This is a genomic window from Vibrio sp. SCSIO 43132 (assembly GCF_019904195.1).
Taxonomy (GTDB): Bacteria; Pseudomonadota; Gammaproteobacteria; order Enterobacterales; family Vibrionaceae; genus Vibrio; species Vibrio nigripulchritudo.
Genome location: NZ_CP063199.1, coordinates 865,122 through 880,642, shown reverse-complemented (window position 1 = coordinate 880,642; position 15,521 = coordinate 865,122). Strand labels below are relative to the sequence as shown.

16 protein-coding genes are annotated in these 15,521 nt (G+C 45.5%); 7 read left to right on the top strand and 9 right to left on the bottom strand.

Features of this window, described 5'->3' with window-relative positions; all coding sequences use genetic code 11:
* The first annotated feature begins 2 nt into the window (after positions 1–2).
* Positions 3–1,034: an HlyD family secretion protein gene (locus tag INR79_RS03975; protein WP_223096091.1), complete on the top strand. Its 1,032-nt coding sequence runs from the start codon at positions 3–5 to the stop codon at positions 1,032–1,034.
* 33 nt (positions 1,035–1,067) lie between these two features.
* Here INR79_RS03975 and INR79_RS03970 read toward each other — a convergent pair whose 3' ends face one another.
* Both INR79_RS03970 and INR79_RS03965 read right to left on the bottom strand, forming a co-directional pair.
* Positions 1,068–1,886, bottom strand: a complete 819-nt coding sequence (locus INR79_RS03970) for a LysR family transcriptional regulator (RefSeq protein WP_262415399.1) — start codon at positions 1,884–1,886, stop codon at positions 1,068–1,070.
* 10 nt (positions 1,887–1,896) lie between these two features.
* Positions 1,897–2,823, bottom strand: a complete 927-nt coding sequence (locus INR79_RS03965; RefSeq protein WP_223096090.1) for a LysR family transcriptional regulator — start codon at positions 2,821–2,823, stop codon at positions 1,897–1,899.
* Between the two features lie 123 nt (positions 2,824–2,946).
* On the opposite strand from INR79_RS03965, the gene chrA reads away from it, so the two are divergent.
* Together chrA and INR79_RS03955 are read left to right on the top strand one after the other, a co-directional pair.
* Positions 2,947–4,095, top strand: coding sequence for a chromate efflux transporter (gene chrA / locus INR79_RS03960; protein ID WP_223096089.1), 1,149 nt, complete (start codon positions 2,947–2,949; stop codon positions 4,093–4,095).
* 207 nt (positions 4,096–4,302) lie between these two features.
* Positions 4,303–5,457 carry an HD domain-containing phosphohydrolase gene (locus INR79_RS03955; RefSeq protein WP_004407032.1) on the top strand — a complete coding sequence of 385 codons (1,155 nt, stop codon included), beginning with the start codon at positions 4,303–4,305 and terminating at the stop codon, positions 5,455–5,457.
* On the opposite strand, the gene INR79_RS03950 is transcribed toward INR79_RS03955, so the two are convergent.
* Entirely contained in the window at positions 5,444–6,025 is a 582-nt protein-coding gene (locus INR79_RS03950) for a hypothetical protein (protein ID WP_223096088.1), read from the bottom strand. The genes INR79_RS03955 and INR79_RS03950 overlap by 14 nt on opposite strands.
* 110 nt (positions 6,026–6,135) lie before the next feature.
* On the bottom strand, positions 6,136–6,342 hold the full coding sequence (locus INR79_RS03945; protein WP_004407037.1) for a Flp family type IVb pilin: 207 nt from the start codon (positions 6,340–6,342) through the stop codon (positions 6,136–6,138).
* Between the two features lie 319 nt (positions 6,343–6,661).
* On the opposite strand from INR79_RS03945, the gene INR79_RS03940 reads away from it, so the two are divergent.
* Positions 6,662–8,353, top strand: a complete 1,692-nt coding sequence (locus INR79_RS03940) for an AMP-binding protein (RefSeq protein ID WP_223096087.1) — start codon at positions 6,662–6,664, stop codon at positions 8,351–8,353.
* A gap of 101 nt (positions 8,354–8,454) precedes the next feature.
* Here INR79_RS03940 and INR79_RS03935 read toward each other — a convergent pair whose 3' ends face one another.
* Positions 8,455–8,646, bottom strand: coding sequence for a hypothetical protein (locus tag INR79_RS03935; protein WP_004407040.1), 192 nt, complete (start codon positions 8,644–8,646; stop codon positions 8,455–8,457).
* A 111-nt stretch (positions 8,647–8,757) separates the two neighbouring features.
* On the opposite strand from INR79_RS03935, the gene INR79_RS03930 reads away from it, so the two are divergent.
* Positions 8,758–9,669 (top strand): LysR substrate-binding domain-containing protein, encoded by a 912-nt coding sequence (locus INR79_RS03930; RefSeq protein ID WP_223096086.1) that lies wholly within the window; start codon positions 8,758–8,760, stop codon positions 9,667–9,669.
* A 122-nt stretch (positions 9,670–9,791) separates the two neighbouring features.
* Here INR79_RS03930 and INR79_RS03925 read toward each other — a convergent pair whose 3' ends face one another.
* Positions 9,792–10,001, bottom strand: a complete 210-nt coding sequence (locus tag INR79_RS03925) for a DUF1127 domain-containing protein (protein ID WP_375342724.1) — start codon at positions 9,999–10,001, stop codon at positions 9,792–9,794.
* A gap of 97 nt (positions 10,002–10,098) precedes the next feature.
* Here INR79_RS03925 and INR79_RS03920 point away from each other — a divergent pair, with 97 nt between their 5' ends.
* On the top strand, positions 10,099–11,055 hold the full coding sequence (locus INR79_RS03920) for a LysR substrate-binding domain-containing protein (RefSeq protein ID WP_223096085.1): 957 nt from the start codon (positions 10,099–10,101) through the stop codon (positions 11,053–11,055).
* Between the two features lie 22 nt (positions 11,056–11,077).
* Here the strand turns inward: INR79_RS03920 and INR79_RS03915 are convergent, their stop codons facing one another.
* Entirely contained in the window at positions 11,078–11,629 is a 552-nt protein-coding gene (locus INR79_RS03915) for a TetR/AcrR family transcriptional regulator (protein WP_223096084.1), read from the bottom strand.
* 85 nt (positions 11,630–11,714) lie between these two features.
* On the opposite strand from INR79_RS03915, the gene INR79_RS03910 reads away from it, so the two are divergent.
* The gene (locus INR79_RS03910; protein ID WP_022600185.1) at positions 11,715–12,248 is read left to right on the top strand and encodes a dihydrofolate reductase family protein; all 534 of its coding nucleotides are present in this window, start codon (positions 11,715–11,717) and stop codon (positions 12,246–12,248) included.
* A gap of 81 nt (positions 12,249–12,329) precedes the next feature.
* Here the strand turns inward: INR79_RS03910 and fusA are convergent, their stop codons facing one another.
* Both fusA and INR79_RS03900 read right to left on the bottom strand, forming a co-directional pair.
* Positions 12,330–14,417, bottom strand: coding sequence for an elongation factor G (gene fusA, locus INR79_RS03905; protein ID WP_022549811.1), 2,088 nt, complete (start codon positions 14,415–14,417; stop codon positions 12,330–12,332).
* Between the two features lie 197 nt (positions 14,418–14,614).
* Entirely contained in the window at positions 14,615–15,499 is an 885-nt protein-coding gene (locus INR79_RS03900; RefSeq protein WP_223096083.1) for an HAD family hydrolase, read from the bottom strand.
* Positions 15,500–15,521: the final 22 nt, after the last annotated feature.

Genomic DNA, 15,521 nt, shown 5'->3' with positions numbered 1-15,521 from the left:
TTATGAAAGAAATCATGCTCCCGTATATTTTGATTTGCTGGATTCTAGTGAAACTCAAAGTCATCACCTGGAACCTGAAAAATGCAGTGCTTATGGTCGGTAATGGCGCGTTTATCGCCTTCATGCTGTTTACTGCTCACCGTTTTTGGTCACCGGCAGATCTGACCGACAGCACCACGGTAAAAGCCCCACATGCGGTGTTAAGTCCCTTGATAGGACAAGAAGTGGAACAAGTGATGGTGACTCATAACCAGCAGGTAAAGGAAGGAGATCTGATTTATGTTTTGAAATCTGAAGATACGGATTCTCAGGTCAGAGGTTACGAAGCGCAAAAGCTGGCTGCCGAGGCAGAGATCGTCGCTTTAAAACATCAGATCAAGAACGATGAAAAGACATTAGATCGCTTAAAGAAACTGGATGATTTCGCTCAGGATTCACAGCGAGATGAGATTCGAACCCGAATTGATTCCAACAACGCGAAAGTGGCAGCGGTGTTTGCTCAAATTAAATCGATAGAGGCTCAGATAGCGACCGCCAAATGGCAGAATGATCGCCGAGAAATTCGTGCGCCGTTTGATGGGCAGATCTCCATTGCTAATCTGGCTGAAGGCACCCGTGTCGGTAACATGCACCTCTACAACACATCGAAAAAGTTTGTTGAAATGCGCATTGCCGATCAGACTTATCGCTACATTAAACCGGGACAGTTTGCCGAGTTCTATGTGGACGCGTATCCCGGAGAAATATTTCGTGGACGTGTGCACAGCGTAACGACGGGAACAGGTGAAGCGAGAGTTTCCGTGCTCAATGGCACTCAGCAGGTTCGCCGACACGTGAACAATAACTCAGGCACACATGGTCGGACTGTGGTGATTGAGTTTGAAGAACCTGAAGGCTACAACGTGCCAATTGGTGCTACAGGTTCAGGGTGGATCTCGGCAACCAAACCTCACGAGTCACTGGGCTTTATGGACATTATTGGCGCAGCAACTGTCAGGCTGAAAGCTTATAAAGCGTATTTGTCGGCAATGTAATTTCATGAACGCAGTGATTTTGAAGTCACTGCGTTATTTTTCTGCCCAACTTTTGGCTTTCTCAGCCAATACGGTTTCTACCAAAGACATCAGCCACTGAATTTTCGGGTGATTACGTCTGGACGCTTTCACGATAATAGCAATATCCAGCTCGATTGGCGTCAAATGGTCATGTGCGGCAAACGGCGCGTAACGAATGGTATAACAGTCATCCATTAACCTGTTCATCAGCTCGTAGTTATCAATCTGAATGGTTGGTTCAATCGAGGGGTCAATGGCGTGGAAATGGTGGGTGTACTCATTGATGCCAGACACCATAAACTTTACGTACTCTCCATCAGGGTTCCCATCAATGTACCCCGCCCCTTTGTGCAGTTTCTTCTGGTAAAACAGCTGAGACTTGTCACTCAGAATATGAACACCAAGATCCACGTCCTCTTCCGCAATCAAAGGCTCGCTGAGTTTCTGCCAGGTTCGCAGCTCTATGACCGCCTGTGTTTCTTTTCTAATGGCTTTGATCAACTCAGAACCACACGTCACCAGATAAGGCTCAACAATATGCAAAGTCACCTTATCCAGCCTAGTAGGGTCGAAAACTTCCGGATGCAGTGCCTGTTGTACCTGTTCCAGTGCAGTTTTGAGTTTAGGTTCGATTTCACAGGCATAACTGGTTGGAGAAAGCCCGTCACCACCACGAACAAAAAGTGGGTCACCCAGTTCCTCCCTAAGCTGCGCCAACACTTTGGACACGTACGACTGCGAACGCCCTAACTTGAGGGCAGCCTTCTGCGTGGAATGTGTTTGCATCAACGCCAGAAAGACAGGAACAAAGTTTAAATCGCTTAGCAAAATGAAATTCCTCTTATGCCTTGTTCTTTATTGTAATTTCTTCTTTTACCAATTCACGGAGCCATATGTTTTTGTCTCGGGTGTGCTGTCGTGATGGCCAAATCAAAGAAATGGCAAAGTCGTTCACATCAATGGGTGGCTTGGTCATCACCAGTTGGTCATCAAAGCCTTCAATTTGTGCCATTCGCTTGGGCACAATGGCAAGCAGCTTTCGCCGACGAAGCAATTGTCGAATGGTCAGGAAATTCCCTGCTGCTACCCGTACCTGACGACTTTCTCCCATCTGCTCCAGATGTTTATCGATACCCGTGACCAGTTCCCCGCCCGGGCTGACTAATGCATGGTCAATAGACAGATATTGCTCCAGTTTTAGCGCTTTGACCTTGCCAAACAGAGACTCATCAAACAGACACACATGTTCTTCGTCATAAAGGTGCTCACTTTGAAACCGTGCATCCAGATCAGGGAAACTTCCCACAACCACATCCAGCTTTTGCTCTTCGGTCAACCTTACATAATTACTTCGGTTGACGTTAACAAAACAGATCTGGCTTTCAGGAGCCTGCCTGGAGATAACATCAAACAGTACAGGCGCAAAGATAAACTCGGCGTAATCCGTTAGCCCGATGCGACAAACGCCCTGATACTCTTCTGGCAAAAACGTCTTAGGAGAAAGGAGCTCACCGGTGACCTGATCCAGAATACGCTCGACGGTTGATGCCAGCGAAATCGCCCGCTCGGTGGGCAACATGGTGTGCCCGTGTCTTTCGAACAGGGGGTCATCAAGCAGAGTTCTTAGACGAGCAAGGCTATGACTCATCGCAGACTGGCTGACGTGCAGCTGAGCAGCGGCAGCACTGACGCTCTGGCTTTCGAACAGAGCGGAAAATGCCACTAAGAGATTCAAATCAATGCTTTTCCAGTTGATGTCGTGTCGCATACCTACTCTAATCTCTAACCCATTTCATTCATATTCTATATTAAACCTATCAATTTGAGTCATTTTAAAGCTCTCCGTAGACTATGCCCAATAACCTTATTCCTTTATTTTTGGATTCAGCAGATGTTCTCGATTTTCAAAACCTTCTTTCTGCTAGGCTGGGTCAGCTTTGGTGGTCCTGCAGCTCACATTGGCTACTTTCGCAATACCTTTGTAGAAAAACTGAAATGGCTGAGTGAAGCCGAATACGCCCAAATCGTTGCACTTAGTCAGTTCCTTCCGGGACCGGGATCCAGCCAGGTAGGCTTTGCCCTAGGCTATCGAAAAGGCGGAATAACGGGCGCAATTGCGGCGTTTCTTGGTTTTACTCTCCCTTCCGTTATTCTGATGCTTTTGCTTGCTGTCCTTAGCAGTCAGTTGACGGATTCCAGTGTTTTTCAAAGCATCATTCATGGTTTGAAACTGTTAGCCGTTGTAGTCGTAGCAGACGCCACGATTGGCATGTATAAAAACTTCTGCCAACAAAAAGTTACCATCGCTTTGTGCGTCGCTACGGCTATGGCGCTATTACTCTTCCCCAATTTGTACACTCAGATGATCGTCTTGGTCGTCGCAGCTTTGGTGGGTCAGGCGCTACTTCGTGGGGATCAGGCAAATACTGAAAGTCGTGAACCGACTCAAATTCGCTGGCTGCCTTTGCTTCTGTTTGCCGCGCTTCTTTTTGGCTTACCTGTGTTGGGTAGGCTGGCTACGGAAATCCAACTGTTCAGCGATTTCTATCAGGCAGGCAGTCTGGTGTTTGGTGGCGGTCATGTGGTGCTGCCACTTCTGCAAAATATCGTCGGAGATCAGCTTAGCCAGGACGCATTCTTAACCGGATACGCCGCCGCACAGGCAGTGCCGGGACCAATGTTTACGTTTGCAACCTACATAGGTTACGAGCTATTGCCAGCCAGCCCGATTCTTGGTGCTCTGCTGGCAACTCTGGCAGTTTTCTTACCGGGCTTTTTGCTCTTGCTTACAGTGCTGAACAACTGGCAGGAGTTGGCGAGCCGACCGAAACTTTCTGGGGCAGTAGCCGGAGTGAATGCTTCCGTTGTCGGTCTGTTGCTTGCGGCTCTATACCAACCCGTGTTTACCAGCGCAGTGCTGTCAGGGGCTGATATGGCTGTGGTGGTGGCTGGTTTTTATCTACTCAAACAACGAAAGCTCCCAATTGTCGCTTTAGTCGCCTTCTTTATCGGTGCTGGTATGTTGCTTGGCATGCTTTGATTGAAATAAATATTAAGGGAAAACCGAGCTCGCATAGGCTCGGTTTTTTCTTTTCCTGAGCAGCCAAACTGGTGATTAAATTTTCAGCAACATTTCACTTTCTTGTCTAAACTTGATCGTTAGATATTCACTAAAGCTTATTGCAATTTTATTGATAATAAATATGTCATGAAGCTATAGGGAACCGGCATCAAGAGGAAAGCGGTTATGTTTATTCGGCAGCGTCAGTCGTTTCATTCTTTTCCAAGCCAGATGGCATCTCTCAATCAGCATTTGGAGCATGTTCACAACCAGATAAAAGACAAAGTGCCAGAAGTGGATCGGGTATCATTCACTCTTTACGATGCTCATCTGGACTTACTCAGAACGTATGCGGAAAGCGATACCGATGGCAATTCCCTGAGCCATCACGAATACCCATTTTCAGAGTGTCGATCTTTACAGGAATGCGCCAACAAAAACGTACATCGAGTGATCAACGATATTGCCGCCACGGTCAATTCAAACCGACACCACTCTCGCTGGTTGATTGAACAGGGGTATCATTCTTCGTTTACTGTTCCGACATATCACCATCAGCAGTTCATTGGTTTTATTAACTTCAACTCACATCAGAGCCATGTATTCAGCCCGGAAGTACAACGTGAGCTAATGCCCTTTTGCGAGCAAATCAATTACACCATCAACTCCGAGTACTCGTTAGTCCATTCCATTCTGACGTCTGCCGAGCTCACCCGAGACATCTACCCTGGGGCGCAAAGCGATTCCGATGAACATATTCTCAGAGTCAGCCTGTACGCCAAATTGATCGCACTCGAAGTGTCGGAGCTTTACCAACTGGACGATGAAACCATTGAGCACATCCACCTCTTTTCCCGTCTTCACGACATTGGGAAAATAGCGCTTCCTGACACCTTACTGCTCAAGCCGACAAAGCTGGATGAGAAGGAACGAAAAGTGATGGAAAACCATGTAGAGAAAGGGCTAACCATCGTTAATAAGATTCTGCAAAATCTTGGTTCTCCAGATCACCCTTGTATTCAGGTATTGAAAGACATCATGACCTACCATCATGAATTTCTTGATGGTAGCGGATACCCGTCTGGTGCGAGCCATGCAGATATACCTGTCTCTGCGCGAATCGTCACGGTTGCCAACATTTTCGATGCCTTAACGAGTCACAGACCTTACGCACAGGCGTGGTGTGTGACTTCTGCTTTGCTGGAACTGGAGAAAATGGTCGCTGAAGGTAAGTTAGACGGAAACTGCGTGAATGTGTTGCGCGATCACCAGGGTTACATTTCTCAGGTTCTGGAGCAGCACCCTGAACACGACCCAAGAGAAGGAATTACTCACCACTAGATCTGGTAAGTTTTTCTAAATCAATGCCATGCTTTGTGAAGTGTGCTTCCAGCTTTCTGGTGCGTACAATCGCTACGCTCAAGTGATTGAACATACCATCGTGTTTTTGCTGAAGAGCCAGTGAAGAAGGATTTTGGCTGACGACTTTCGCGATAAAATTCAAAACCCAGTCAGATTCTTGTGTTAATTCATCCTGTGTAAAAGGAAAAGTGACATAAGCAAGCAAATGGGGTTCTTCTGCCACACTCACTTCGCTACGGCTGACCAGATAATCTGCACATTGCTTGCTGATCCCCAGTGTTCGAATTTCTTCTGCCAGCCAATAATCAATCGTAGAAAAGTGATGAGATGAGCTGTATTTGTGACTCTCAAGAGCAATATTTTTCCCTTGATTAGCACCGCTTCCCAACCCAATGGTTTGATGGTAGTTGATAACAGGTGCGTTACAATTTGTAATGAGAGCATTGGAATGGCGTTCAAGATGATCGGAATAGACTGAACCTGTGAGAAATAAAAATAACGCAGTGCTTCCGATGAGGCATATTTTTTGTTGTTTAAAATGTGTCATAGAAATAATAAATCACCGAACACCAAAATATAGCTCGGCTGTAAGAAATCAGAGACGAAAATTTAAAACACAAAGTGTATGGTTATATTTTCAAAAAAGCCGCAACACTCTTATTCAGAGTAAGAAACCGCGCCCCCTTCTGAAATCGATGTAATGGCTTCTTCCAGAAAAACCTGCAAGTCTTTGTCGAAAATCGCGATAACAACGGCTGACAAAGCAACACCAATAATGGCGTACTCCACGGCAGTGACACCACGTTCGTTTTTCACAAACTTTCCAGCGTATATTCTGATGAAGTGGATAATCGCAGTAATCATCACGCTCTCCTTTTCTCTGCCAGAGAAAAATCTTCATATATTAAGGCTAGTTCGGAGCGTGTAGTTATTCAAACATGGAACTGCCTTATCTATAGAATTAAATATCGGTTATAAATAACTGCATGGTAATTAAAAGAAAAACAGGGGTTAGAAAATGTAAATATTGTTACTGACAATTAAATAAGAAATACATCTAAGTTTGAGATCTCAACGTGAACTAAAATTTGAAAGGCTTGGTTGACCACGGCTATACTAACAGACTAGTTTAACATCATGATAACAATTACAATTCATTATAAAAAAGACATGGAGTCATCTGATGGTTCAGCCTCAATCGACACAGAATGTGAAATGCTCTCTCACCCCTCCTAATGAACTGATCCTGAAATGGGCAGAGGAACGTCCTAACGACGTTTATCTCAAGCAAATTATCAATCGACAGTTTGTAGAATTTACTTACGCTGACGTTGCCGACAAAGCACTAAAACTCGTCTCTGCCTTGCAGGGTCTGGGCTTGAATCCCGGCGACAAAGTCGCGCTGATTTCCAAGAACTGCGCGGAATGGTTCATCACCGACCTGGCGTTAATGCTAGGTGATTACATCAGTGTGCCTATTTTCCCGACCGCAGGCAGCGATACGATTGAACACTGTATCACTCACAGTGGCAGTAAAGCGCTCATCGCAGGTAAGCTGGATGATTCAGCGGCGACCACAGAGGTCATCAACAAACTCAGTGATCTGATCACCATATCGCTGCCTTACGATTCAGCACCTGATTGCCAGCATGCATTCACTTCGCTGATTGAAAATCAATCGCCGAGTGAACTGAGACCAGAACACTACGACGATAAACTGATGTCTATTGTGTACACATCGGGTACATCTGGTTTGCCAAAAGGGGCGATGCTTACCTATGGTGCTTTCAACTGGTCAAGTCAGAAATTGATCGAGCACTTAGGAGTAGACAGCGACGGAAACGACCGCCTAATGTCTTATCTTCCTCTGGCGCATATTACCGAACGCGTCTATATCTTCGGTACTTCGATTCGTGAAGGTGTACAAACTGCCTTCCCTGAATCGTTAGATACCTTCATTGAAGACGTGAAAATGCAGCGTCCTACCCTGTTTATTTCAGTCCCACGCCTATGGACAGTGTTCCAGCAGCGCATTCAGGAAAAGCTGCCGCAGAAAAAGCTAAACATTCTGCTAAAAATCCCGTTCATCAATTCCTTAATTAAGAAAAAGCTGGCAGACGGGCTGGGCTTGAACGAAGCGCGTATTCTTGGTTGCGGGTCTGCTCCTGTATCCCCAGCACTCTTAGAATGGTATCGCTCGGTAGGTCTTAACATCACCGAAGCTTGGGGCATGACAGAGTCGTTTGCTTACAGCACGTTGAACTATCCGTTCCGTCCAGAAAAAATAGGAACCGTCGGTAATGCGGGTCCTGGAATTGAAATCAAAATCGCTGACGACGAAGAGATTTTGGTTCGCAGTAAAGGCATGTTTGCGGGCTATTACAAGAATGATGAAGCCACTCAGGAATCATTCAATGAAGACGGATGGCTTCATACGGGTGATATTGGTTCCCTAGACAGCGAAGGTTACCTGACCATCCAGGGGCGCAAGAAAGACACCTTCAAAACTGCAAAAGGGAAGTTCGTTGCGCCAGTCCCTATCGAGAAAAAACTGTTTGAATACAGTAAAGTCGAAATGATGTGTCTGATCGGTTCTGGTCTACCAGGTCCTATTCTGTTGGCTATTCCACACGCCTACCCTAACTTTGACCGAGCTCGCTATGAAAGACGTGCAGTCAAAGTTGTTGAACGCATGAATCAAACCTTAGAATCCCACGAACAAATTAAAGGGGTTCTTATGGTGAAAGAGCCATGGAGCATTGAAAATGGCGTTCTGACCCCGACCCTCAAAATAAAGCGACATGTGCTTGAGAAGAAGTACCACGACATAGGTGCTAACTGGCCCAAAGGGCAAATGGTTGTGTGGGAAGATTAATCTCATAGTCTGTTTAAATCTCTTAGAGAGCCCTAGTGGCTCTCTTTCTTTTTTATATAAACGCTGTTTACTAAATAACACTCTGTACTAATAACCTCTACTTATAGAAAGCGTATGTAATCCCGATTGGACTCTGGTTGAGTTTCCATACCCACATCTTTTTGCATGTGTGGTGACATTTTGGTTAGTAAGGCATATCTCTGCTTGTATCGCTTAGAGCCAAAGTTCCATGATAACTTGGTCTTGGGGAGTGTAATTTCGAAATCGAACCCCCAATGTAATGCTATTCTCATGACATTCTCCCCTTATTGACGCTTGTGACTTAGCTTTATTTACGGCTATTATGGAACCACTATGATCAATATTCGAACGACAATTTCTTACATCTAATATAAGTACACGTTATGGATCCCAGATTGCGACATTTATCCGGGCTGCGCTATTTCGAAGCCGCGGCTCGATTGAGTAGCTACAGCAAAGCAGCAGAAGAACTGTTTGTCAGTCAGGCAGCGGTTAGCCAGAAGATCCGCCAGCTTGAACAGGTTCTTGGCTGCAAGCTGTTTATCCGTCAGGGGCGGGAAATGGCGCTGACCGAAAAAGGAAAAACGCTCTACAAGCAGGTATCTAAAGGCTTTGAGAGTATTCTTACCGGGCTGAATCAAATCACCAATGAACCCGTAGATGGCGTGTTGTCTGTCAGTTCTCCCCCATCATTCGCATCGCGTTGGTTACTGCCAAGGTTGTGGAAATTCTCCATACGCCATCCTTCTATCCCCATCAGGGTCATGACAACCTGCAACGACATGGATTTGCGTCATGGAGATATTGATGTCGCAATCTGGCAAGGAGAAGAAATGGAAGATTCTGAAGGGCTGTTATGTGAACGCCTTTTGGAAGAACCAATCTATCCGTACTGCTCACCCGAACTGGCTGACTCGATGAAGTTCGACGATCCAAAACAGTTGCTGGATTGCTGGTTGATACATTACGAATCTAAATGTTTCCCTTGGGAAGATTGGTTTAAAATTTTAGACATAAAAATGAAGAAGTCGTCCATTCAATGGATGGAAGTCGGCACCTTTGACCTTGCCATGAACGCTGTCGCCGCCGGGCATGGCGCCTGTCTGGCAACCGAATGTTTAGCCAGCGATTACGTTGAACGCGGCATGCTGGTTCGCCCTTTTGATATTGGTATGACACCGGGGCTGACGTTTCACCTGTTTTCTGACCCAGACTCCCCCAGAAGGGAACGTATCAAGGCTTTTTCTGACTGGTTACATTCAGAAGTCGAAGCCACGCTGAATCCTATCGAATAAACGCAAGGCTAAAAAAGAAAAAACTCAGCATGAAAAACATGCTGAGTGCGCGACATTAAGATCGTTTTGTTAGCTCCTACGCCGACAACAAAACGGGATACAGGAAGGTCGCTAACTTGGAGTTAATCCCAGAATGGTCTACGAATTTCTTTGTTTGCCTGTTCTTTCGTAATACCAACGTCATCTAACAGGTGTTCTGGTATCTCAGCCAGTTGCCTGCGAGTGCGGTAATTTTGAAACCATCGCTTAATCAAAGAGAACGCTTTCTTTACTAAGCTGGTCGGTTTCTTAACCGCAACTCGTGCTGAATAAATCGCTGATGTCGTCATCATTTCCTCCTTGATTGTTATTAAGCTCGAGATCAATAATTAATCAAAATAGGTGCGTAGACAAACGATAGAAATTGACATTGAGTTAAGGAAAACTTAAGTGAAAGAAAAAATGCCGCCACTTCAAGGGCTCTACTACTTCTATATCGCTGGAGAAACAGGCAGTTTCAAGTCTGCTGCAGACCGCTTATTTGTTACCGCTGCTGCAGTTAGCCAACAGATCCGATTGCTAGAAGACTGGCTCGGCACAGAGCTTTTTATCCGACAGCACAGAAAGGTACACTTAACTCATGAAGGTGAGATGCTATTCAGGCAAGCTCAAAAAGGATTCGCGCATTTACAGGATGGAATTCGACAGATAAACCAGGATCCTGACCCGAATCGACTCTCCATTTCAACGCTCCCTTCCTTTGCACAGCATTGGCTGGTGCCACGCATTCGGCATTTTCGCGAAAAGCACCCAGAAATCGCCTTGTTGATTGAGCCCAAAAACGAACTGGTGACCTTTCAGGATTCCAGTGTTGATCTCTGTATTCGTTATGGCACTGGCAACTACAAAAACGTAGAAAGTATCTGGCTGATGGATGAAGTCGTATACCCCGTCTGTCACCCGCTCTATCAGAAAGAGCATCAAATTACTTCGATAGAAGATTTAAGCAAAGCAGACTTAATCGAAGATATGTGGCCAGATATGGACTGGCAGTTGTGGCAGGAAACTCTGGGTATAGAAGGCGGGAAGTCTACGCTGCAATACGATGGTTCGCATTTTGTCTTAGAAGGCGCTCTGTCGGTGCAGGGGGTGGCGCTGGTTAAGCACAGCCTGGCCTACCGATACTTGCAAGAAGGCAAACTGGTCAGAATCGGGAACGTCGGTTTGAAGCCAAGATTCAACTATTTCTTGTGCGCTCCTTCAGGCTATTTCAGACGGGAAAAAATCCAGACCTTTGCCACCTGGATACAACAGCAAGTTCAGGAGTTTTGTGGCTTAGGGCGTGAAGGGTTAACTGTCATTGAAACCGACTACTCTTTGAAATGGAACGGGAAAAAGAAATTCTGAGCCACGCTTTGTTCATTCATAGCTACTTTGACAAAGACCGACAATAGAAATCCAAAATACCATCGAGGCGATCAACGTTTAATTGCTCTCGATCTGAATTGCAATTGAGGGCTAATGCAAAACCATGAAGATAATCGACAAGCAGTTCTAACGCTGCTTGTTGCTCTCCTTCATCCAAAGAAAGCGGTTGAATAATTCGTTCAAATCGGGTGATGAACACTTCAGCAGGACCCGTTGATTTCATCGTTAGCAATGTTTGCAAAAGCCCGGAATACGTATCCAGCAAGGAAACATAGCTCCTGCACAAGAATTTCAACTCTTCTGTCCAATTTTGGTTGTCCTGAGGCTCGTATATGCCATCCACCAGCGAAATAGTGATTGCCTCTAAAAGAACATTCTTGTTTTTGAAGTAATGATAGATCGCCATTGCATCGACATCTAACTCACTGGCAAGCTTGCGAATACTCGGGATGGCACCTGTCGCTTTCATCAACTGTTTCGCCGTATCCAGAATGCGCTCTTTACTGAGCTGACTGCTCTTTGGCCTGCCTCTTTTTTTCACTTCTTTTTCCATTCTATTTTTTCTGGATTATTTCTACACTGTAGAATTATAATTAAACCTTCTCTGTAATCAAGTAACAAAGACGAGGGCAACATCCATGGCAAATATTGTTTTTATCGCCACCAGCATTGATGGTTACATCGCAGACAAAGAAGGTGGTCTTGATTGGTTGCACGCTGCACCCGTGCCGAATGACCTTGATACCGGCTTTAACGCCATCATGGAGCGAGTTGATGCATTGGTGATGGGAAGAAACACTCTGGATGTTGTTTTGGGGTTTGGAGTTGAATGGCCGTACAGCAAACCTGTTTATGTTCTTAGCAATACATTAACCAAGGTGCCAGAGGGCTACGAAGACAAAGTGTTTTTGGTGAATGGAGAGTTGAAAGAGATTGTCGAACAATTGAATCAGAAAGGCTTAAACGACCTGTATATAGACGGTGGGGCAACCATTCAGGGCTTTTTACAGCAAGATTTGATTGACGAGATGATCATAACCACCATACCTGTATTACTCGGTGGCGGTGCACCTTTGTTTGGTGATTTAAATACGCAGCAGGCTTTCAAGCTGGTAAAAAGCGAAACCTTTGCGGGCGCAATCAACCAGGTTCACTACCAGCGAAACCGCTAAGCTGTTTTTATAATAAATCCCACAGATAAACAAAAGCCCCGCCAAATTGGCGGGGCTTTCAATTACTTAGCTAGAAAAGAATTATTTGTTTTCTTTCTCTTCTTTCGCTTTAGCAATTACTTCTTCTGCAACGTTTTGTGGACATGCAGAGTAGTGTGCGAACTCCATAGAGAACTGACCACGACCAGAAGTAATTGTACGTAGGTGACCGATGTAACCAAACATTTCTGATAGAGGTACTTCAGCCTTGATACGTACGCCAGTAGTACCAGCTTGTTGGTCTTTGATCATACCACGACGACGGTTAAGGTCACCGATTACGTCACCAACGTTGTCTTCTGGAGTGAACACGTCAACGTTCATGATTGGCTCTAGAAGTTGAGCGCCAGCTTTTGGCATAGACTGACGGAATGCGCCTTTCGCTGCGATTTCAAATGCGATTGCAGATGAGTCAACTGCGTGGAAGCCACCGTCGAATAGCTCAACTTCAACGTCTAGAGTTGGGTAACCAGCTAGAACACCGTTTTCCATCATAGACTCGAAGCCTTTCTCTACTGCAGGCCAGAATTCCTTAGGAACGTTACCACCTACTACTGTAGAAGAGAACTTGAAGCCAGAACCAGTTTCACCTGGCTTGATGCGGTAGTCGATCTTACCGAACTGACCAGAACCACCAGACTGCTTCTTGTGCGTGTAGCTATCTTCAATTTCTTGAGTGATAGTTTCACGGTAAGCAACCTGAGGTTGACCAACGATTAGGTCTACACCGTAAGTACGCTTAAGGATATCAACCTTGATGTCTAGGTGAAGTTCACCCATACCTTTCAGGATTGTTTCACCTGAATCTTCATCAGTCTCAACCTGGAATGATGGATCTTCTGCAACCATCTTACCGATCGCGATACCCATCTTCTCGCTGCCGCCTTTATCTTTAGGCTGAACCGCGATAGAGATTACTGGTTCTGGGAAGATCATCGCTTCAAGCGTACATTCGTGCTTAGGATCACATAGAGTGTGACCAGTCTGAACGTTCTTCATACCAACAACAGCGATGATGTCACCCGCTTGTGCTTCAGTAAGCTCGTTACGCTCGTCCGCTTGCATTTCACACATACGGCCAATACGCTCAGTCTTACCAGTCGCTGAGTTAAGGATAGTGTCACCCTTCTTCAGACGACCAGAGTAGATACGGATAAACGTTAGTGCACCAAAACGGTCGTCCATGATCTTGAACGCTAGCGCTTTTAGTGGCTCGTCTGCATCAACAGTTGCTACGTCGCCAGTTGGCTCACCAGTTTCTGGATCAGTTAGAGGCTGAGGATCAACTTCTGTTGGAGCAGGTAGGTAATCTACAACTGCGTCTAGAACTAGCTGAACTCCCTTGTTCTTAAATGCAGAACCACAGAATGTTGGGAAGAATGCTAGGTCACGAGTACCTTTACGGATACAAGATTTTAGTTGCTCCAAAGTCGGCTCTTCGCCTTCCATGTAAGCTTCCATTAGGTCGTCGTCTTGCTCTACAGCAGTTTCAACTAGCTCTTCACGGTACTGTTCTACGTCGTCAACCATGTCAGCTGGAACGTCTTGTACTTCGTAGTTTTCTGGAAGACCAGAGTCATCCCAAACGTAAGCTTTACGAGTTAGTACGTCTACAACACCAACGAAATCGTCTTCACGACCGATAGGCAGAGTCATTACTAGTGGGTTAGCACCTAGAACGTTCTTCACTTGGTCAACAACGTTGAAGAAGTCTGCACCCATACGGTCTAGTTTGTTTACGAAGATCAGACGAGATACTTCTGAATCGTTCGCGTAACGCCAGTTAGTTTCTGACTGAGGCTCAACACCACCAGAACCACAGAATACACCGATACCACCGTCAAGAACTTTAAGAGAACGGTATACTTCAACTGTAAAGTCAACGTGTCCCGGAGTATCGATCACGTTTAGGCGGTGACCTTTCCACTCACAAGTTACAGCTGCAGACTGGATTGTAATACCACGCTCAGCTTCTTGCTCCATGAAGTCAGTTGTAGACTCACCGTCGTGTACTTCACCCGTTTTGTGGATTTTACCAGTAAGCTTTAGTATACGCTCAGTGGTGGTAGTTTTACCCGCATCAACGTGCGCGAAAATACCAATGTTTCTGTACTTTGATAAATCTGCCATTGTCTTACTCTGTTAATAGGATATAAAATGCGCGCAGAGTATATCACAATCAGCCAAGACTGATACCCTTGCGTGCATTTGAAGAAAAAAAACTTTTTAACACTATTTATAGATAAAAAATAGCGCTAGAAGTGATTTATTTTTATGAAGGTGCTTTGACCTTGATATTCCCTTAAGTGGGGACTCATTTCTCGAAATCAAGAGCGCGTAAGCGGCGGTTGATTTGCAAACACAATATGCCAGTCTTCCTTCATAGAAATACGAGAGAACATGCCCAGCTCATCCAAAGACGCCTGAGTACGTGCCCCAAATGGGTATACATATTCCCTCTCTTTGTCGTCATGGTCAACCAGATAACAAAGTGCCTCTTTATTATTAGCAGAAATCCACTCCAACAGTTCCAGATCGCCGTCTGAATTTCCCACCACTATCACAGGCTCTGCAGGGCAACGTTTCTGAACGGAGCGAATTTTCTCATCGTGGATGTTTAAGTTTAGGGCACGCCCCTGTGACGTACTGTACAAAACAGAGCCCAGAACCCGATCTGCCGGAATCCCAAACACCGCTTCAACCCATGGTCTGACAAATTCTTCAGAGCTGCCTGTGCACACATAGCAGGCGAATTGGTTTTGATGCAGTGCATCAATCCACTCTTTAACGGGCAGATAAATCATGTCCAGATAAGAATGACCATGTTCTGTATGTAACGCTGTGTCTAACCATTCCCCACACATCTGCTCAATCTCTGTGCTGGTGCTATTGGGGTAAGCAAGGTTAAACGCATCCAGTAACATTTTTCCTGAACCTGCGAACTGGCGCTGCGCACGGTTAACCGCATCAATGAGAACCTGTTTATCCGGCTCATCCAATTCAGTCTCGATGGCTTCCTTTAGTTTATCTATCACGAAAAAGAGCTCTGCGAAGTAAGGCTTTTCACACCACATCGTGCCGTCAAGGTCAAACACAGCAATTCGCTTCTCGACTGGTAAATAAAGAGGGGACTTTGGATCTGTCCATTTATTTAATGCGCTTAAACACTGAGGAAATGCGGTGTTTTCTTTCCAGTAACTGGGCTGTTTCAATGATGACTCCCTGCTTCATGGC

Excerpts from the sequence above, each read along its gene's own strand:
- INR79_RS03975 (WP_223096091.1), top strand. The coding sequence starts at position 3 with ATGAAAGAAATCATGCTCCCGTATATTTTGATTTGCTGGATTCTAGTG.
- INR79_RS03965 (WP_223096090.1), bottom strand. The coding sequence starts at position 2,823 with ATGCGACACGACATCAACTGGAAAAGCATTGATTTGAATCTCTTAGTG.
- chrA (WP_223096089.1), top strand. The coding sequence starts at position 2,947 with ATGTTCTCGATTTTCAAAACCTTCTTTCTGCTAGGCTGGGTCAGCTTT.
- INR79_RS03955 (WP_004407032.1), top strand. The coding sequence starts at position 4,303 with ATGTTTATTCGGCAGCGTCAGTCGTTTCATTCTTTTCCAAGCCAGATG.
- INR79_RS03950 (WP_223096088.1), bottom strand. The coding sequence starts at position 6,025 with ATGACACATTTTAAACAACAAAAAATATGCCTCATCGGAAGCACTGCG.
- INR79_RS03945 (WP_004407037.1), bottom strand. The coding sequence starts at position 6,342 with ATGATTACTGCGATTATCCACTTCATCAGAATATACGCTGGAAAGTTT.
- INR79_RS03940 (WP_223096087.1), top strand. The coding sequence starts at position 6,662 with ATGGTTCAGCCTCAATCGACACAGAATGTGAAATGCTCTCTCACCCCT.
- INR79_RS03935 (WP_004407040.1), bottom strand. The coding sequence starts at position 8,646 with ATGAGAATAGCATTACATTGGGGGTTCGATTTCGAAATTACACTCCCC.
- INR79_RS03930 (WP_223096086.1), top strand. The coding sequence starts at position 8,758 with ATGGATCCCAGATTGCGACATTTATCCGGGCTGCGCTATTTCGAAGCC.
- INR79_RS03925 (WP_375342724.1), bottom strand. The coding sequence starts at position 10,001 with ATGATGACGACATCAGCGATTTATTCAGCACGAGTTGCGGTTAAGAAA.
- INR79_RS03915 (WP_223096084.1), bottom strand. The coding sequence starts at position 11,629 with ATGGAAAAAGAAGTGAAAAAAAGAGGCAGGCCAAAGAGCAGTCAGCTC.
- INR79_RS03910 (WP_022600185.1), top strand. The coding sequence starts at position 11,715 with ATGGCAAATATTGTTTTTATCGCCACCAGCATTGATGGTTACATCGCA.
- fusA (WP_022549811.1), bottom strand. The coding sequence starts at position 14,417 with ATGGCAGATTTATCAAAGTACAGAAACATTGGTATTTTCGCGCACGTT.